The organism is Actinacidiphila sp. bgisy160 (assembly GCF_057707815.1).
Genome location: NZ_JBYIQW010000006.1, coordinates 89,649 through 107,019, shown reverse-complemented (window position 1 = coordinate 107,019; position 17,371 = coordinate 89,649). Strand labels below are relative to the sequence as shown.

The following is a 17,371-nucleotide window of genomic DNA, read 5'->3' as shown; positions in this document are numbered from 1 at the left end:
CCGTGCCCCGGGACCGGGCGCGGCTAATGTGTCCTGCGTACGGCGCGATTTCCAACCGCGCACACCGCAGACCGTTCGGAGGGACGAAAGCCGTGGAGGTCAAGATCGGCGTGCAGCACGCGCCGCGCGAGATCATCATCGAGAGCGCGCAGACGGCCGAGGAGGTCGAGAAGGCCGTCGCCGAGGCGCTGACGGGCACCGGCAAGCTGCTCAGCCTCACCGACGAGCACGGCAAGCGCGTGCTCGTGCCGGCCGACCGGCTGGCCTACGTGGAGATCGGCGAGCCGGCGGCGCGCCGGGTGGGCTTCGGGGCCCAGCTTTAAGGTCCTGTCGTCAAAGCAGGTCGCGAGCCTCGCCGCTCCCGTACGGGACGACGCACGGCGGGTCACCCCCGAATGGGGTGACCCGCCGTTTCGCTGGGCGGGTCCGGGGGGTAGGACCCGTGCGACCGAAGTCTCCGGGAGGGCCGCACGATGATGTGGGAAGCACTCGCGTTCGCCGCCGTCGGGCTGTCCGTCGCGTACGCCGCGACCCGGCTGCTCCCTCGTCGCCGCCTTCCCGCGGCGACGCTCGTGCTCGCCACGGGAGCGGTCGCCGCCGTCCTCGGCGGCCTGATCACCCGTACCGTCCTCGGCTCCGACCGGTTCCTGATCAACCTCGCCGTGTCGGTGGGGGTGGCGGCCGCCCTGCTCTCGCTGCTGGTGCGCCCGCCGCGGAGCACCCGCCGGCCGGCGCCGCGCACGGCCTGAGCCGTGCGGCCCGGGCCGCTCAGGCGGCCAGGCCCAGCGCCGCCATCCGCTTGGTGTGGGCCTCGGTGATCCGGGTGAACATCCGGCCGACCTCCGCGAGATCGAATCCGTCGGCGACCCCGCCGACCAGCATCGTGCTGAGCGCGTCGCGGTCCGCCACGACCCGCTGCGCCTGCGACAGCGCCTCGCCCATCAGCCGGCGCGCCCACAGCGCGAGCCGTCCGCCGACCCGGGGGTCGGCCTCGATGGCCGAGCGCACCTTCTCCACCGCGAAGCCGGCATGGCCGGTGTCGTCCAGCACCGCCAGCACCAGTTCACGGGTGTCGGCGTCGAGGCGGGCGGCGACCTCGCGGTAGAAGTCGGACGCGATGGAGTCGCCGACGTACGCCTTGACCAGGCCCTCCAGCCAGTCCGACGGCGCGGTCAGGCGGTGGAACTCGTCCAGCGCGGCGGCGAAGGGCTCCATCGCCGCGGTCGGGTCCGTCTCGATGGTGCTGAGCCGCGCGCGGAGCTGCTCGAAGTGGTGGAACTCGGCGGACGCCATCGCCGCGAGCTCCGCCTTGTCCTCCAGGGACGGTGCGAGCTTCGCGTCCTCCGCGAGCCGCTCGAAGGCGGCCAGTTCGCCGTACGCGAGTGCCCCGAGCAGGTCCACGACCGCCGCGCGGTACTGCGGGTCCGCGGACGCGGCGGCCCAGTCCTTGGCGGCGATGGTCGTCTCGGCGGGGGTCTCGGCGGGGGTGTCAGGCGTCTCCATGCTGCGCACAATAGCCAACCCCACCAGCGCGGCAACCCTCCCGCGCGGCCCGCGGCGCGGAAGTCGCGCCGTGACCTGTCGCTCCTACCGGAAAATCCATCCGCCGCAGGTGCGTGATTCCGGGGTACAGTGATATGGACCCGCCAGGTGACCCGGCGGGTCACGCATGAATGGATGCCCGGTCGGTGGCCCGATCGGCTCCTACCGACCGCCCTCCTCACATGGGGAGGGGACAGATTCGCGGCGCGCACGAGGGCAGTGGTCCCGCGCACCTCGGCCACCGAAGGCCGAACGACGCTCCGCGCGGTCAGCGCAGTTCCTTGCGCCCGACCCTCCCCGGAAACCGCTCGTCGCCGCGTCCCAACAGAAGAGGCAGCATCCTGACCACCACCACGACTTTCCGCGATCTGGGGATCCTCCCCGAGACCGCCGAGGCACTCGAGGCCGTCGGCATCACCACTCCCTTCCCGATCCAGGAGATGACGCTCCCCGTCGCCCTCGCCGGCAACGACGTCATCGGCCAGGCGAAGACCGGCACCGGCAAGACCCTGGGCTTCGGCCTGCCGCTCCTGGAGCGGGTCGTCGTCCCGGCCGACGTCGAGGCCGGGCGGGCGACGCCCGAGGACGTCGTCGACGGTCCGCAGGCCCTGGTCATCGTCCCCACCCGAGAGCTGTGCACGCAGGTCACCAACGACCTGCTGACCGCCGGCAAGGTGCGCAACGTCCGCGTCCTGGCGATCTACGGCGGCCGTGCCTACGAGCCGCAGGTCGAGGCCCTGAAGAAGGGCGTCGACGTGATCGTCGGCACTCCGGGCCGGCTGCTGGACCTGGCGGGCCAGAAGAAGCTCAGCCTGCGCCACGTCCGCGCACTCGTCCTCGACGAGGCCGACGAGATGCTGGACCTGGGCTTCCTCCCCGACGTCGAGAAGATCATCGAGATGCTGCCGGCCAAGCGGCAGACGATGCTCTTCTCCGCGACGATGCCGGGCGCCGTCATCGGCCTCGCCCGCCGCTACATGTCGCAGCCCACGCACATCCGGGCCACCTCGCCGGACGACGAGGGCGCGACCGTCGCCAACATCACCCAGCACATCTTCCGCGCCCACTCGCTGGACAAGCCGGAGCTCGTCTCCCGCGTCCTGCAGGCGGAGGGCCGCGGCCTGGCGATGATCTTCTGCCGCACCAAGCGCACCGCCGCGGACGTCGCCGAGCAGCTCGAACGCCGCGGCTTCGCCTCCGGCGCCGTCCACGGCGACCTCGGCCAGGGCGCCCGCGAGCAGGCGCTGCGCGCCTTCCGCAACGGCAAGGTCGACGTCCTGGTCTGCACCGACGTCGCCGCCCGCGGCATCGACGTCGAGGGCGTCACGCACGTGATCAACTACCAGACGCCGGAGGACGAGAAGACCTACCTCCACCGCATCGGCCGCACCGGCCGCGCGGGCGCGTCCGGCACGGCGATCACCCTGGTCGACTGGGACGACATCCCGCGCTGGCAGCTGATCAACAAGGCGCTGGACCTGCCGTTCAACGATCCGGAGGAGACCTACTCCACCTCCTCGCACCTCTACGAGCTGCTCGGCATCCCCGAGGGCACCAAGGGCGTCCTGCCGCGTGCCGAGCGCACCCGTGCGGGGCTCGAAGCGGAGGAGATCGAGGACCTCGGCGAGACCGGAGGCCGCGGTCGCGGCCGCGGCGGCCGCAAGTCCGGCCCGGCCGCCTCGGCCGAGGCGGAGGAGCGTCCGGCGCGCACCCGTACGCCGCGCCAGCGCCGCCGCACCCGCGGCGGGCAGGCGCTCGGCGAGGCACCCGCCGAGGCGGAGGCGGTCGTCGAGGCCGTCGAGGCCCCGGCTGCCGAGGCCACCGCCGCCGCTCCGCGCCGCCGTCGCCGCACCCGTGCGGGCGCGGGCGGCGCGACCACCGCCGGCACCGCGAGCACCGAGACCGCCACGTCCGCCCCGGCCGCCCCGGTGGCCGAGGAGGTCCCGGCCCCGCGCCGTCGCCGCACGCGGGCCGGTTCCGCCGCCGAGACTCCGGCCGCCGCGGAGGCGGCGACCCCGGAAGCGGCACCCGCCGAGGGCGAGGGCGCGGCCAAGACCGTCCGCCGCCGTCGCCGTACACGGACGGCCAAGCCGGCCGACGAGGCCACCGGCTGACGCGACACCCGTACGCGCACGGCCGGGCGCCCCTGAGGGGTGCCCGGCCGTCGGCGTTCCGCCTGGGTGGCGCCCGGGATCGGGTCCCGCGTCATGTGGGGGCAACCCGGCCCGGCTAGCCTCGGCGCATGAGCCGACCGCCGTTCCTGACGCTGCCCGAGAACGCCATCGCGTACCCCCTGGAGACGGACCGCGGCGCCTTCGCCGTGCTGGACGCCGTCCCCCCGGCCGGCACGCCGCGGCGCGGCACCGCCCTGCTGGTGCCCGGGTTCACCGGCAGCAAGGAGGACTTCGTCGCACTGCTGGCACCGCTCACGGCCGCCGGCTACCGCACGGTCGCCGTGGACGGGCGCGGCCAGCACGAGTCGCCGGGCCCGCGGGACGAGGCGGCGTACGCACAAGAAGAGCTGGCCGCCGACGTCGTCGCGCAGACCGCCGCGCTGGGAACCCCGGCCGGCGAGCCGGTGCACCTGCTGGGGCACTCGATGGGCGGCCTGGTCGTCCGCGCCGCCGTCCTGGCCGCGCACGGCGCCGGCGCCGCCCTGCCCTGGACGTCGCTCACCCTGATGAGCTCCGGCCCCGCCGCCATCGAACCCGCCCAGCAGGCCCGTACGAAGCTGCTGCTCGATGCGCTGTCCGGAATGGACATGGAGGGCGTGTGGCGCGCGATGCGCGACCTGGACGCCGAGGACCTGGAGGGCACGGCGAACGCCGGGGACGCGATCGAGGAGTTCCTGCACCGCCGCTGGCTGGCGACGGTGCCCGAGCAGCTGATCGTCACCGGTCGGCAACTGCTCGACGAGCCGGACCGGGTGGCGGAGCTCGCGGCGGTCCCGCTGCCGAAGCTGGTGGTCTCTGGGGCGGTGGACTACGCCTGGCCCGTCCCGTGGCTGGACGCGATGGCCGAGCGCCTGGCCGCCCGCCGGGTCGTGGTCGAGGGGGCCGAGCACTCCCCCAACGCCGAACGCCCGGACCCCACCGCCCAGGCCCTCCGGGAGTTCTGGGACGGTCCCGGTTCCGGGGCCTGAGCCCACCTACAGGCGCGCCTGCAGGTGCTCCCAGAAGCCGTCGCGCAGTACGCGCCGCAGGTCGGCGTGGCCGCGCAGCGAGATGTTGAGCATGCCCTCGGCCTCGACGAGCAGTTCCTGGTCGTAGGCCGGCGGCAGGTACGGGTGGCCGGGCAGCAGCTCGGCCAGGGAGTCGCGACCGCGCGTCGCCAGCCACTGCGAGGCCACCCGGGCCCCGACGAAGTGCACGTCCTCGCGGGTCGGGATGGGCCCGGTGGGGATCGGCGCGTCGCCGTAGACGGGGGCCGTGCGCCGGGTGATGTACGGCTTGCAGAAGTCGAGGTCGAGGGTGCGCAGGCTGTCGACCTCCCACAGCAGGGGGTCGGCCTGGTTGCGGCCGTCGGCGGCCTCGATGCCCCACAGGTGGACGCGGGCGCCGTACCCCTGAGCGGCCTCGACCGCGGACACCAGGTCCTCGTCGCCGCCGATGAGGACGGCGTCGCTGATGGCGCGGTGCCGGGCCAGTGACTCCAGGTCGCTGCGGATCAGGGAGTCGACGCCCTTCTGCTGCCGGCTGGCGTTGAGGTTGCCGAGCCGGACCTTGACGTCGGGCAGCTCGGCGATGCGTTCCTGCTCGGCGGTGTGGATGCGGCGGCGGGCGCCGTCGTACCAGTAGACGCGCAGCAGGCGGCTGTCGGCGAAGAGGGTGCGGGCCCGGTCGATGAAGGCCTCGATGATGCCCTCGGCGTCGAGTTCGAAGGCCCTCCGGTCCTCGGTGCCCGCGACGAGGCGACCGGCCGCGGCGTACACGTACCCGGCGTCCACGAACACGGCGTGGGTCGCCGGGGTCGTGGCGACCTCGGCGAGCACCCGCTGCAGGAGCTCGTTCGTGCGCTCGATGCCGGCGGCGATGGCGGAAAGGGCGTCGTCGTTCATAGAGATCACATTGTCCGGCGGTTTCGTCCGCACACACAACCGGAACCAGGACCGCCGGTACCGGTGGCTACCGGCCAGTAGATGCGTGGGAAAAGATTTCTTTAGGACAGGGAAGGTTTTCGTCGCGGCAACTGTTGTCGATACATGAATGACCCCGGCAAGTAACGGCTGCGAAGCAGCCCCGTACTCCAATGGAGGAGTGCCCGGACGAAGGGAGAAGCCGTGAACACCATGCGCTTCGAGATCATGCGCCTCAACGACCAGGACGGCCGCGCCGTCGACTGCACGGTCGTGGACGCCGCCTCCGTCGACCAGATCGTCCAGCAGGCCGCCGCGATCGGCCAGCGCATCTACATCCGCCCCGCCCAGTAAGGCTCCGTCACCCCGGCGTGGCCGCACGGCCGGACGCCATGAACGCGAAGGGCCCCGTACACCACGGTACGGGGCCCTTGTCGCGTCCGGATCGCGCCGACGGTCCGTCAGCCCTCGCCGCGGATGAAGCCGAAGACCCCGCCCGCGATCTGCTGCACGGCGATCGCCGAGAGCAGCATGCCGGAGAGCCGGGTGACCAGCACCACACCGCCGTCCTTGATCAGACGGATGATCACCAGTGAGTAACGCATCGTCAGCCAGAGCACTACGTGCATCGCGACGATGGCGCCCCACACCGACAGCTGCTGCCCGAAACCGTGCGCGCGCTGCACCGCGAGGATCACCGTCACGATCGCGCCCGGCCCGGCGAGCAGCGGCATGCCGAGCGGTACCAGCGCGACGTTGACGTCCTTGGTCTGGGTGGGCTCGTCCGCCTTGCCGGTGAGCAGGTCGAGGGCGATGAGCAGCAGGAGCAGACCGCCGGCGATCATCAGGGCCGGCACCGAGACGTGCAGGTAGTCGAGGATCTGCTGGCCGCAGATGCCGAAGACGGTGACGACGCCCAGCGCGACACCGGCGGCCTGCCAGGCCATGCGGCGCTGGACCTTGGCCGCGCGGCCGGAGGTGAGGGCGAGGAAGATCGGGGTGATTCCGGGCGGGTCCATGATCACGAAGAGCGTGACGAAGACCGAACCGAACAGGGTGAGGGAGAAGAGATCCATGGGCCTAGCGGTGGTGCGGTTACAGGGGTCGCGGGTCAGGGGGTCACGGGGTGATGGGCGCCGCGCCGGTGGCCCGGCGGACGATCTCCCGGTAGACCTCGGGGTCGGTGGTGTACTCCCCGAGCCGGACGGTCTTGCGGGTGCCGTGGTAGTCGCTGGACCCGGTGGTGAGCAGTCCCAGCCTCGCGGCGAGGGTGCGCAGGTGGGCACGGGTCGGCTCGTCGTGGTCCATGTGGTCCACCTCGATGCCGTCGAGCCCGGCCGCGGCCAGGTCGTGGATGACGCTCTCGGGCACGCAGGTGCCGCGCTTGACGGCGGCGGGATGGGCGAAGACCGTCACCCCGCCCGCGCTCTTCACGAGCCGGATCGCCTCGAAGGGGTCGAGTTCGTGCTTCTCGACGTAGGCGCGGCCGCCGGGCCCTATCCACTGAGGCGTGAACGCCTCCGCGATGCTGTCCACCAGGCCCGCCTCGATCAGCGCCTGGGCGATGTGCGGCCGGCCCACGGCACCGTCGCCGGCGATCTCGGCGACGCGCTCCCAGGTCACCGGAACGCCGTGCTCGCGGAGCCGGGCGACCATGGCCTGCGCGCGGGGCACCCGGTCGTCGCGCACGAGTTCGCGCTCCCGGTAAAGCTCCGGTTCCTGCGGGTCGAAGAGGTAGGCGAGCATGTGCAGGCTCACCCCGTCGATGCGGCAGGACAGTTCGGCGCCGGTGACCAGGACCGGCGCCGCGGCGCCGGTGGCGTGCAGTTCCGCCAGCGCCTTCTCGGCCTCGGCGTAGCCGCCGACCGTGTCGTGGTCGGTGAGGGCCACGACGTCCAGCCCGGCGGCGGCCGCGGCCCGGACCAGCTCTGCGGGGGTGTCCGTGCCGTCGGAGGCCGTGGAGTGGGTGTGCAGATCGATTCGCACTCGGGTCACTCCAGGCGCTCGGTGCTCGGGCAGATTCAGGGGTTGTGATTACCAGGATAACTGCCCGGCCAACCTGTGAATCTCAGGAGAGCAGGCGAGGGGAGAGCGCCCCGCACGGTACGAGATCGACTTCGGCGCCGGCCTCGCGCAGATCGGTCAGTATCAGCTCGTCGTACATGAGCAGGCCCGACTCCTCCGGCCACACGATCGCCCACAGCCAGAGCCCGAAGGACTCGCCGGCGAAGACCGCGCGGTCCGGTGGCGTCCCGTTCACGTGCCACAGGCCGGTCGGCCTCCCGGCCGCGATCACCTTGGCGGCCGGCGGCTTGCCGACGCACATCGCCGGTCCGGGGTCCGGTCCCGGGATCCCGGCGAACCTCGCCCCGAGCCCGACCCCGAGCTCCTCCGCCACCAGCACCATCTCGCCCTGCCCGCCGAGCGGCCCCGGTCCCGAGCACGCCACCGCCGTGGCCCGTCCGCCGCTGCGGTCGTCCCCGGCGGACGCGACGCCGGTGAACAGCCAGCCGACGGGCAGCGGCCAGGGCATCCACACCGGGACGCGCGACCGGCTCACGACCACGCCGAGGGCTTCCACGCTCGGCGGCACGACAGGCTGCAGCGGATACACGGCGCCGTGCTCGTCGCACTGCCAGGAGTCGGCGAAGAGCCCGGGCGCTCGGACCCGGCCACCGCACTTCGGGCAACTGGGTTCGCCTCTCATACCGCCCCACGGTCCTCTGGCGGCGTGCGCGCGTCAAGGACGATCACCCGTCCGGGTTCGGCGCGTGGCGCCGTCGCGCGGCACACCTCCCCCGCGGGTCACATCGCTCCCGCGTCGGCGGGTTTGCCCGAACCGCTGAGGGGGCGTCACGGACCGCCGCGGCTCAGTCCGTCAGCGCCACCGCCGCGCGCCTCGGGTCGCGCAGATCGGTCCCCGCCTGCAGCCAGCGCTCCTGGAGCGCCCCCGCGCCCCGCACCCGCTTCCACGCCGCCTCGTTCGCCGTCATCGGCAGAAGCGGGAAGAAGCGGACCGGGTCCATCGGGGCGTCGAGTTCCAGGTCCGCCACGAGACCGCCGGGCTCGGCGACCATAACGGCCGAGAACGCCGCCCCCGGCCACAGCGGTTCACCCACGTCCAGCGAGTTCCCCGGCGCGACGACGACGCCTTCGACCTGAGGGGCGGCGGCCAGCACCGCGAGCGGCCGCAGGACCTTGTCCGTGTCGGCGCCGCGCCCGGCGCGCAGGCTGAGCACGAGCTCCGCGCGCGGGCCGCGCACCGGGTCCGCGACCACGGTGACGGGGTCGTTCATCGGCGCGCGCGACATGCCGAGGGTCACATAGCGCAGCAGCTCGCCGTCCCGGAAACGCAGCACCTCGATCCGTTCGGTGCCCAGGAAGGTGACCGCGGCACGGGCGTCCGGCTCACCGAAGGCCATGCGCAGCCGCGCCTCGACGAGCCCCAGTACGTCGACCATGAAGTGAGCATAGAGCGCGTATGGAACGTGCAAAGGCGCGGCTTCGCGCTGGAGCCGCCTGATAGGGTGGGCCGTCGGCTACGCCGGTAGAGGCGTGCCGCTTTCCCCCAGCGGGGATCGGCCGGAGGAGGTGGGGCTGCGATGGATCCTAGTCGACCGTGCAGTACCGGCAGCTCTTCCGCCCGGCAACCCTCCTGATCCCCCGCGTTCCGTACCCGGTCACCCGGGGCTGAAACCAAGGAACCACGGAACCCTCGGGGAATCCCGGAAATCTCCGCGAGCACGAGCGTGTGACGTCGAACTGTGCCCGCTTTCGAGGCCTGCCCGGGTCCGCCCCGCCGCTTCCGGAAGAGCTCCCTGAACTGCGCAGTGATCAACGGTGATCACCCCTGCCCTGATCCGCATTTCAGCCCGGCCAGTCCGTGAAGGAGCTTGCCATGTCGATGATCCGCGACCTGCGCGCAGTCGTCCGCCCCGCCCTGCGCAAGAGCAGCACGTCGTACGACTACGGACCGGACCGCTCCCGTATGTCGTCCGCCACGCCCAGCTCGGTCGTGGACTGCGCCGTCTACCGGGACGGCCGCCGCGGCAGCGACCACATCTCGCCGCGCGAGGCCCTGGAGAAGGTGCGCGGCGGCGACGGGTTCGTCTGGATCGGCCTGCACGAGCCGTCGGAGCGGGAGTTCGCGGAGATCGCCGAGGTGTTCGGACTGCACCCGCTGGCCGTGGAGGACGCCGTCCACGCCCACCAGCGGCCGAAGCTGGAGCGCTACGACGACACGCTCTTCATGGTGTTCAAGACCATCCGCTACGTCGAGCACGCCGAACTCACCGCCACCAGTGAGGTGGTGGAGAGCGGCGAGGTGATGGTCTTCACCGGCCGGCACTTCGTCATCACCGTCCGGCACGGCGGCCACGGCTCGCTGCGCGCCCTGCGCCACCGCCTCGAGGACGACCCCGAGCTGCTGGCCAAGGGCCCCTCCGCGGTGCTGCACGCCATCGCCGACCAGGTCGTGGACGACTACCTGGCGGTCAGCGAGGCCGTGCAGGACGACATCGACGAGGTGGAGATCGACGTCTTCTCCGCCCAGGGCAAGTCCCCGCGCGCCACCGACGCCGGGCGCATCTACCAGCTCAAGCGCGAGGTGCTGGAGTTCAAGCGGGCGGTCTCCCCGTTGCTGCGCCCGATGCAGATGCTCAGCGAGCGGCCGATGCGCGTGGTGGACCCGGAGATCCAGAAGTACTTCCGGGACGTCGCCGACCACGTCGCCCGCGTCCACGAGATGGTGGTCGGCTTCGACGACCTGCTCAACTCCATCCTGCAGGCCAACCTCGCCCAGGCGGCAGTGGCGCAGAACGAGGACATGCGCAAGATCACCTCATGGGCGGCGATCATCGCCGTCCCGACCATGATCTGCGGTGTGTACGGGATGAACTTCGACTACATGCCCGAACTGCGCTGGAGGTTCGGCTACCCGATGGTGCTGGTCGCCATCGGCGGGATCTGCTTCGCCATCCACCGCATCCTGCGCCGCAACGGCTGGCTGTAGGGCCCGGCCCTAACCGGCCCTCCGGCGGTCGGCCAGGATCACCAGGGCGAGCCCGGCGAGGATCACCAGGAGCGCCGGGTAGGCCGCCACGGGCGGGGTCTGGCCCAGCCAGACCGCCGCCACCAGGGCGGCACCCGGCGTCTCCAGCAGGATCGCGGTGGACGTGGTCGACGCCCCGAGCCCGCGCACCACGCGGTTGAGCAGGCTGTGGCCGAGCAGCTGCGCGGCCACGGTCAGGGCGGCGAGTTTCGCCCAGGTGCTCGCGTCGTAGCCGCCGAGCGCCGAGCCCGAGACCAGACAGACGGCCAGCAGGGCGACGGCCGTGGTGGTGTAGCAGACATAGGTGTAGGCGGTCGTGCTGACGGTCCGTCGAACCTCCGCGCCGAGCAGGACGTACCCCGCCGCCGCGATGCCGCCGCCCAGCGCCAGCGCGTCCCCGGCCAGGGCGCGCGGCGAGAGCGACAGGTCGACGCCGGTCAGCAGCACCACGCCGGCGACCGCCAGCGCGGAACCCAGCCACACCATCCGGGGCGGCCGGTGTCCGCGCATCCACAGGATCAGGGTGGTCCACACCGGCGTCGTCGTGCCCAGTGCCGTCGAGGACGCGACCGAGGTCATGGTCAGGCTCGGCAGCCACAGCCCGAAGTGCAGCGCCAGCACCAGGCCGGAGGCGACCGAGAGCCCGAGGGCCCGGCGGCCCATCCCCCGCAGCTCCCGCCCGTGCCGCAGCCAGGCGAACGGGCTCAGCACTCCGACGGCCATGGCGTTCCGCCAGAAGGCGATGGCCAGCGCGGGCGCGGCGGTGGCGGCGATCAGCGGCGCGGAAAGGGAGACACCGGCGATGGCGACGCCCAGGAGCGCGAAGTCCAGCGGCGCCTTCCCGTGCGCGGCTGCGCCGGACTCGGCGTCCGCCTTCGGTACGGCGGGCGTGGTTCTGGCGGACGGCGCGGCGGACACGCGGTGTCTCCTCGGGGCACGGTGGGCGGTGACCCCCTTAGCGTAAGGCCCGTCCGGGCCCCGAGCCCCTGTCGTCTCACCATGTGTGCGGCACCACGGCGGCGACGGGCGCGGCCCACGCCATAGGGTGGGTCGCATGACGGAGACCGTGACGCAGCCACAGCTGGACCAGGCCCTGATCGAGGAGGCCGTGAAGAAGTCCGGCCTGCTGTGGGTCGACGGTCAGGCCCTGTGGCACGCCTGGGTCGACGGCGCCGTGGTGGTCGTCGGCGGCGGCCCCGGCGAGCAGCCGCTGCCCGGGCCCGGACTCACCGACGGCGGCACCGCCACGGTCATCGTCCGCAGCAAGGACAAGGGCGGCCGGCTGGTCGCCTTCCCGGTCCGGGTCACCGAGTTGCGCCCGGAGGGCGAGGCGTGGACGGCCGCGGTGGAGGAGCTCAAGGGCAAGCGGCTGAACGCGCCGGACGCCGGGACCATGGCCGGACGCTGGGCCCGCGAGTGCCACGTGCTGCGCCTGGAGCCCGCCGGCCACCCCCTGGAGCGCCCCGGCGCGATGCCGGACGGCAGTGGCGCCGCGGCCCCCGTGCCGACGGCCGCGATCACCCGCCACCCGGTCCCGGCGGCCCTGCCGAAGCTGCTGCTGCGGCGCCGCAGGAAGGCCTGAACCCCGGGACCTACTGCGTCACGGCCTTGCCGTAGTCGACGACATCGTCCTCGTCCGGCGCGCGCAGCGTGAAGTCCTTGCCCCAGTCGTCCATGGTCAGCGTGCCCGCGCCGCCCGCGCGTTCGTAGCGCAGCGGGTACGGCTTGCCCTCCAGGGACACGTCGATCGTGCCGCCGTTGCCGCCGTCCGCGGTGACGGCGATGGTGCGGACGCCGCCGACCGAGCGGTGGTCCCCGACGGCGAGTGCGCCGTGCAGGACGAACAGGCCCTCCAGCAGCACCTCCTTGTCGGTGAAGCCGCTGAACTGGTCGTACGTGGGGTCTCCGGACGGCACCTTGACGTACTTGTTCTTGAGCTTGGCGCCGACCTGGTCGCCGTAGAAGCCGGCGCCCGCCTTGAGGTAGAGGTCGTCCCCCACCCGCAGCAGTTCGAAGGTGCTGCCATCGGAGGTGACCTCGCCCAGGCCGCCGTTGCCGCGCAGCCGCATGTCGAGCGTGTAGGTACGGCCCTTGCTGACGACGGTGCCGGCCAGCCGCACCGTGTCGGCCGCGTCGGCGGCGGTGCGGGCGCGCTTCTCGATGGTCTCGGCCGGCAGTTTGCCGACGCCGTTGGTCCCCGCGTCCGGGTCGCCCGCGCACCCTGTCGTTCCGGCGAGCACGAGGACCGCGCCCAGAAGGCTCACGAGGACGGCTGACCTGCGGCCGGGGATCACGTGTTCTCTTCCTCCTGCGGTTGTACGCGCCCGTCACACGAGGGGAGCGGCGAAGCGGAGCCGAAGCTACCGCAGCGTACCGCTGGCCGGGTGAACCCCTGTGAACACCGTGCGAAGCCCCCGTGGAGCATTACGACGCGCCCGGCCGGCGGGGGCGGCGTTAGCCTGGCGGCATGCCAGCGGGAACCTCCCGGGTCTTCGTCTCGCACCTTTCCGGGGTGCGGGTCTTCGATCCCAACGGCGACCAGGTCGGCCGGGTCCGGGACGTGGTCGTGATGCTGCGGGTCGGGGGCCGGCCGCCGCGTGTGCTGGGACTGGTGGTGGAGGTCGTCAGCCGGCGCCGGATCTTCCTGCCGATCACGCGGGTGACGGGCGTGGAGTCCGGTCAGGTGATCACCACGGGTGTCGTCAACATGCAGCGCTTCGAACAGCGCCCGACCGAGACCCTCGTCCTCGGCGAACTGCTCGACCGGCGGGTGACGCTGGTGGAGTCCGGCGAGGAAGTGACCGTGCTGGACGTGTCGATGGTGCGCCTGGCCGCGCGCCGCGACTGGGAGATCGACAAGGTCTTCGTCCGCCGCGGCAAGGGCGGCCCGCTGCGCCGCACCGGGGAGACGCTGACCGTCGAGTGGTCTGCGGTGACCGGCTTCTCGCTGGACGAGCACGCGCAAGGGGCCGCGGCGCTGCTCGCCACCTTCGAACAGCTGCGCCCCGCCGACCTGGCGAACGTCCTGCACCACCTCTCACCCAAGCGCCGCGCCGAGGTCGCCGCGGCCCTCGACGACGACCGGCTCGCCGACGTCCTGGAGGAGCTGCCGGACGACGACCAGGTGGAGATCCTCGGCAAGCTCAAGCAGGAGCGGGCCGCCGACGTCCTGGAGGCGATGGACCCGGACGACGCCGCCGACCTGCTGGCCGAGCTGCCCGAGGAGGAGCAGGAACGGCTGCTGGGCCTGATGGAGCCGCACGAGGCGGCCGACATGCGCCGGCTGATGTCGTACGAGGAGCGCACCGCCGGCGGTCTGATGACCACCGAGCCGATCGTGCTGCGCCCCGACGCCACCGTCGCCGACGCGCTGGCCCGGGTCCGCAACCCGGACCTGTCCCCCGCGCTCGCCGCCCAGGTGTACGTCTGCCGGCCGCCGGACGAGACCCCGACCGGCAAGTACCTGGGCACGGTGCACTTCCAGCGGCTGCTGCGCGACCCCCCGTTCACCCTGGTCAGCGCCCTCCTGGACAGCGACCTGCAGCCGCTGGCGCCGGACACGCCGCTGCCGGCGGTCACCAGCTTCCTCGCGACGTACAACATGGTGTCCGTGCCGGTCGTCGACGACAGCGGATCGCTGCTGGGCGCCGTCACCGTCGACGACGTCCTGGACCACCTGCTGCCGGAGGACTGGCGCGAGACGGAGCTGCACGAGGCGGCGCCGTGAGCGACGAACGCCCACGCATCCGCCTCGACCAGCCGCGGGTGCCGCGAATCAGCCTCCTGCCCTCCTACGACCCGGAGGCCTTCGGACGGCTGTCGGAGAAGATCGCCCGTTTCCTGGGGACCGGGCGCTTCATCGTCTGGATGACGGTCGTGATCGTGGCGTGGGTGTCGTGGAACGCGCTGGCGCCGCGCGATCTGCGCTGGGACTCGTACCCCTTCATCTTCCTCACCCTGATGCTGTCGCTGCAGGCCTCCTATGCCGCCCCGCTGATCCTGCTGGCCCAGAACCGGCAGGACGACCGCGACCGGGTCAACCTGGAGCAGGACCGCAAGGCGAACGACCGCAGCATCGCCGACACGGAATACCTGACCCGTGAGGTGGCCGCGCTGCGACTGGGGCTGGGGGAGGTCGCCACACGCGACTGGATCCGCTCCGAACTGCAGGAGCTGCTGAAGGACATCGACCAGCGGCAGCGGGCCGAGCTGGAGTGATCGCCCCCGTGTGAGCCCGCCCACCGGGGTCCTGCGGGCACGGTGCGGGACGTACCATCGACGCATGGCTACCGAACCCCCAGAGACTTCGGCCTGGGAGGCACCCCCAGGCTCCTCCCCCTCGCCCGACGCGGTGCGCGCCGCGCTCGCGACGGTGAACGATCCCGAGATCCACAAGCCGATCACCGACCTGGGCATGGTCAAGTCCGTGGACATCGCGGACGACGGCGCGGTGCGGGTGGCCGTGTACCTGACGGTGTCGGGCTGCCCGCTGCGGGACACCATCACCAGCCTGGTGACCACCGCCGTGTCGAAGGTCTCCGGGGTCACCGGGGTGACCGTCGAGCTGGACGTGATGAGCGACGAGCAGCGCCGCGAGCTGGCCACCTCGCTGCGCGGCGGGCAGGCGGAGCGGGAGATCCCGTTCGCCAAGCCCGGATCGCTGACCCGGGTGTACGCGGTCGCCTCCGGCAAGGGCGGTGTCGGCAAGTCCTCGGTGACGGTCAACCTGGCGGCCGCGATGGCCGCCGACGGCCTGAAGGTCGGTGTGGTCGACGCCGACATCTACGGCCACAGCGTGCCGCGGATGCTGGGCGCGGACGGCCGTCCGACCCAGGTCGAGAACATGATCATGCCGCCCTCGGCCAACGGCGTGAAGGTCATCTCCATCGGCATGTTCACCCCGGGCAACGCCCCGGTGGTGTGGCGCGGCCCGATGCTCCACCGGGCACTGCAGCAGTTCCTCGCCGACGTCTACTGGGGCGACCTGGACGTGCTGCTGCTCGACCTGCCGCCCGGCACGGGCGACATCGCGATCTCCGTCGCGCAGCTGGTGCCGAACGCCGAGATCCTCGTGGTGACCACGCCCCAGCAGGCGGCGGCCGAGGTCGCCGAGCGCGCGGGCACCATCGCCGTGCAGACCCACCAGAAGATCGTCGGCGTCATCGAGAACATGTCCGGGCTGCCCTGCCCGCACTGCGGCGAGATGGTCGACGTCTTCGGCACCGGCGGCGGCGAGCGGGTCGCCGAGGGCCTGACCCGCACCACCGGCGCCACCGTGCCGGTGCTCGGGCAGATCCCCATCGACGTGCGACTGCGCGAGGGCGGCGACGACGGCCGCCCGGTCGTCCTGACCGACCCGCAGTCCCCGGCCGGCTCGGCCCTGCGGGCCATCGCGGGCAAGCTCGGCGGGCGCCAGCGCGGTCTGGCCGGCCTGTCGCTGGGCATCACGCCGCGCAACAAGTTCTGATCCGGCACCTGCGATCACCGGCGGGCGGCCGCGACCGGCCCCGGAACACCTCAGGGGCGCCTCCCGGGCCGGGAAGCGCCCCTGAGCCGTCTGTCACGGCCGGTACGTGGTGATGTCCTTCACCTGGGCCAGGCCGAGGCCGTAGGCACTCATCCCGCGCCCGAAGGCACCCAGGTGCACCCCGCGCGCCGATCCGGCCATCACCCAGCCGTACTCGGACTCCCGGTAGTGGAAGGGCGTGGGGACGCCGTCCACCGGCAGGCTGAGCTCCGACCAGACGGGTCCCTCGAGATGGTCCGCGAGGTCCCAGGCGATGGCGGTCTGCTGGTCGAGCCAGTCCTGCCGCAGGTGCCGTTCCATCTGGGTGGGCCAGGTGCAGGACAGCAGTCCCGAGCCCGCCAGCCAGGCCGCCGAGGCGACCGAGGTGGCCTCCAGCACGCCGGTGCCGTCCGAGCTGTGCCGCACCGGGCGGTCGGCGACCGTGACGACCACCACGAAGCGGCGGTTGTCGGGCGTGGGCTCGACCTTCACGGACGGTTCGTCGCCGTGGCCGGTGGAGCCGTGCTCGACCGTGCCGTCGGCGCTCATGCCGACGGGGGCGAGCCAGCGGTCGCCGGTGAATGCCTCGTCCAGCCCGTACCAGGGGAAGTCGGCCTTGAGATGGCCGCCGACCGTACGATCCGCCGGGTCAGCTGTGGTCTCCATACGCGCGGCGCCTCCTCCATAAGGGCAAACAAAGGGAGAATAGCCACTCGCGCTGCGTGAACGGGGCAGGCCCCCGTCTCAGGTGGCGTCGGAATCGAACGGCGGGGCCTCGCCGGGCGTCAGGCCGTCGCGCTTGCGCAGCAGGTCAGGAGTGCCCGAGGAGCCCGAGGAGCCTGCGGAAGCCGAGCCGCCGCCGCTCTCGCGGCCGTGCACGGCGTCGGTGACCGCCGACATCTCCTCCTTGAAGTCGAACCCGTTGCGGATCTCCTTCAGGCCCAGCTCGTCGTTGTCCAGCAGCTGCTTGCGGACGAAGTTCTTCGGGTGCAGGTCCTCGAATTCGAAGTCCTTGAACTCCGGGCCCAGCTCGTTGCGGATGTCCGCCTTCGCGCTGTCCGAGAACTCCCGCACCTTGCGGATGAACTGCATCACGTCCCTGATGACCTTGGGCAGCTTGTCCGGCCCGAACACGAGCACGGCAAGGATCACGAGCGCGACGACCTCCAGCGCGCCTATGTCTGAAAACACCGTGCAG

The 17,371-nt window shown here is 72.4% G+C and carries 20 protein-coding genes; 10 read left to right on the top strand and 10 right to left on the bottom strand.

Annotation, left to right across the window (positions count from 1 at the left end; all coding sequences use genetic code 11):
* Positions 1-92 precede the first annotated feature (92 nt).
* Both AC3EUJ_RS08235 and AC3EUJ_RS08230 read left to right on the top strand, forming a co-directional pair.
* Positions 93-323 carry a DUF3107 domain-containing protein gene (locus AC3EUJ_RS08235; RefSeq protein ID WP_431960353.1) on the top strand — a complete coding sequence of 77 codons (231 nt, stop codon included), beginning with the start codon at positions 93-95 and terminating at the stop codon, positions 321-323.
* 150 nt (positions 324-473) lie between these two features.
* Positions 474-749 carry a hypothetical protein gene (locus AC3EUJ_RS08230; protein ID WP_431960352.1) on the top strand — a complete coding sequence of 92 codons (276 nt, stop codon included), beginning with the start codon at positions 474-476 and terminating at the stop codon, positions 747-749.
* Between the two features lie 19 nt (positions 750-768).
* On the opposite strand, the gene AC3EUJ_RS08225 is transcribed toward AC3EUJ_RS08230, so the two are convergent.
* A complete protein-coding gene (locus AC3EUJ_RS08225) occupies positions 769-1,503 on the bottom strand; it encodes a ferritin-like fold-containing protein (RefSeq protein WP_431960351.1) in 735 nt (244 codons plus the stop codon).
* A gap of 320 nt (positions 1,504-1,823) precedes the next feature.
* On the opposite strand from AC3EUJ_RS08225, the gene AC3EUJ_RS08220 reads away from it, so the two are divergent.
* Positions 1,824-3,656, top strand: a complete 1,833-nt coding sequence (locus tag AC3EUJ_RS08220; RefSeq protein WP_431960349.1) for a DEAD/DEAH box helicase — start codon at positions 1,824-1,826, stop codon at positions 3,654-3,656.
* Between the two features lie 128 nt (positions 3,657-3,784).
* Positions 3,785-4,684, top strand: coding sequence for an alpha/beta fold hydrolase (locus AC3EUJ_RS08215; RefSeq protein WP_431960348.1), 900 nt, complete (start codon positions 3,785-3,787; stop codon positions 4,682-4,684).
* A 6-nt stretch (positions 4,685-4,690) separates the two neighbouring features.
* On the opposite strand, the gene AC3EUJ_RS08210 is transcribed toward AC3EUJ_RS08215, so the two are convergent.
* Complete coding sequence (locus AC3EUJ_RS08210; protein WP_431960347.1) at positions 4,691-5,599, bottom strand: NYN domain-containing protein; 909 nt, start codon at positions 5,597-5,599, stop codon at positions 4,691-4,693.
* 231 nt (positions 5,600-5,830) lie between these two features.
* On the opposite strand from AC3EUJ_RS08210, the gene AC3EUJ_RS08205 reads away from it, so the two are divergent.
* On the top strand, positions 5,831-5,971 hold the full coding sequence (locus AC3EUJ_RS08205) for a hypothetical protein (RefSeq protein ID WP_086020735.1): 141 nt from the start codon (positions 5,831-5,833) through the stop codon (positions 5,969-5,971).
* Between the two features lie 107 nt (positions 5,972-6,078).
* Here the strand turns inward: AC3EUJ_RS08205 and AC3EUJ_RS08200 are convergent, their stop codons facing one another.
* The 4 genes from AC3EUJ_RS08200 to AC3EUJ_RS08185 all read right to left on the bottom strand — a co-directional run bounded on the left by AC3EUJ_RS08200 (position 6,079) and on the right by AC3EUJ_RS08185 (position 9,078).
* The gene (locus tag AC3EUJ_RS08200; RefSeq protein ID WP_431960346.1) at positions 6,079-6,693 is read right to left on the bottom strand and encodes a MarC family protein; all 615 of its coding nucleotides are present in this window, start codon (positions 6,691-6,693) and stop codon (positions 6,079-6,081) included.
* 43 nt (positions 6,694-6,736) lie between these two features.
* Positions 6,737-7,603, bottom strand: a complete 867-nt coding sequence (locus AC3EUJ_RS08195) for a PHP domain-containing protein (RefSeq protein WP_431960345.1) — start codon at positions 7,601-7,603, stop codon at positions 6,737-6,739.
* An 82-nt stretch (positions 7,604-7,685) separates the two neighbouring features.
* A complete protein-coding gene (locus AC3EUJ_RS08190; RefSeq protein WP_431960344.1) occupies positions 7,686-8,324 on the bottom strand; it encodes a DUF6758 family protein in 639 nt (212 codons plus the stop codon).
* Positions 8,325-8,487: 163 nt separating this feature from the next.
* Positions 8,488-9,078, bottom strand: coding sequence for a suppressor of fused domain protein (locus AC3EUJ_RS08185; RefSeq protein WP_431960343.1), 591 nt, complete (start codon positions 9,076-9,078; stop codon positions 8,488-8,490).
* A 437-nt stretch (positions 9,079-9,515) separates the two neighbouring features.
* On the opposite strand from AC3EUJ_RS08185, the gene AC3EUJ_RS08180 reads away from it, so the two are divergent.
* Positions 9,516-10,628 carry a magnesium and cobalt transport protein CorA gene (locus AC3EUJ_RS08180; protein WP_431960342.1) on the top strand — a complete coding sequence of 371 codons (1,113 nt, stop codon included), beginning with the start codon at positions 9,516-9,518 and terminating at the stop codon, positions 10,626-10,628.
* 9 nt (positions 10,629-10,637) lie between these two features.
* Here AC3EUJ_RS08180 and AC3EUJ_RS08175 read toward each other — a convergent pair whose 3' ends face one another.
* A complete protein-coding gene (locus AC3EUJ_RS08175) occupies positions 10,638-11,585 on the bottom strand; it encodes a DMT family transporter (protein ID WP_431960341.1) in 948 nt (315 codons plus the stop codon).
* A 136-nt stretch (positions 11,586-11,721) separates the two neighbouring features.
* On the opposite strand from AC3EUJ_RS08175, the gene AC3EUJ_RS08170 reads away from it, so the two are divergent.
* Positions 11,722-12,249 carry a hypothetical protein gene (locus tag AC3EUJ_RS08170; protein WP_431960340.1) on the top strand — a complete coding sequence of 176 codons (528 nt, stop codon included), beginning with the start codon at positions 11,722-11,724 and terminating at the stop codon, positions 12,247-12,249.
* A gap of 10 nt (positions 12,250-12,259) precedes the next feature.
* Here AC3EUJ_RS08170 and AC3EUJ_RS08165 read toward each other — a convergent pair whose 3' ends face one another.
* Positions 12,260-12,922, bottom strand: a complete 663-nt coding sequence (locus tag AC3EUJ_RS08165) for a hypothetical protein (protein WP_431960443.1) — start codon at positions 12,920-12,922, stop codon at positions 12,260-12,262.
* A gap of 212 nt (positions 12,923-13,134) precedes the next feature.
* Here AC3EUJ_RS08165 and AC3EUJ_RS08160 point away from each other — a divergent pair, with 212 nt between their 5' ends.
* The 3 genes from AC3EUJ_RS08160 (at position 13,135) to AC3EUJ_RS08150 (ending at position 16,134) form a co-directional block, all read left to right on the top strand.
* A complete protein-coding gene (locus AC3EUJ_RS08160) occupies positions 13,135-14,394 on the top strand; it encodes a magnesium transporter MgtE N-terminal domain-containing protein (RefSeq protein WP_431960339.1) in 1,260 nt (419 codons plus the stop codon).
* Entirely contained in the window at positions 14,358-14,885 is a 528-nt protein-coding gene (locus AC3EUJ_RS08155; protein WP_431960442.1) for a DUF1003 domain-containing protein, read from the top strand. The genes AC3EUJ_RS08160 and AC3EUJ_RS08155 overlap by 37 nt, the downstream gene beginning before the upstream one ends.
* 64 nt (positions 14,886-14,949) lie before the next feature.
* Positions 14,950-16,134, top strand: coding sequence for an Mrp/NBP35 family ATP-binding protein (locus tag AC3EUJ_RS08150; protein WP_431960338.1), 1,185 nt, complete (start codon positions 14,950-14,952; stop codon positions 16,132-16,134).
* Between the two features lie 93 nt (positions 16,135-16,227).
* Here AC3EUJ_RS08150 and AC3EUJ_RS08145 read toward each other — a convergent pair whose 3' ends face one another.
* Together AC3EUJ_RS08145 and AC3EUJ_RS08140 are read right to left on the bottom strand one after the other, a co-directional pair.
* The gene (locus AC3EUJ_RS08145) at positions 16,228-16,839 is read right to left on the bottom strand and encodes a hypothetical protein (RefSeq protein ID WP_431960337.1); all 612 of its coding nucleotides are present in this window, start codon (positions 16,837-16,839) and stop codon (positions 16,228-16,230) included.
* A gap of 78 nt (positions 16,840-16,917) precedes the next feature.
* The gene (locus AC3EUJ_RS08140) at positions 16,918-17,364 is read right to left on the bottom strand and encodes a sec-independent translocase (protein ID WP_431960336.1); all 447 of its coding nucleotides are present in this window, start codon (positions 17,362-17,364) and stop codon (positions 16,918-16,920) included.
* Between the last annotated feature and the right edge of the window lie 7 nt (positions 17,365-17,371).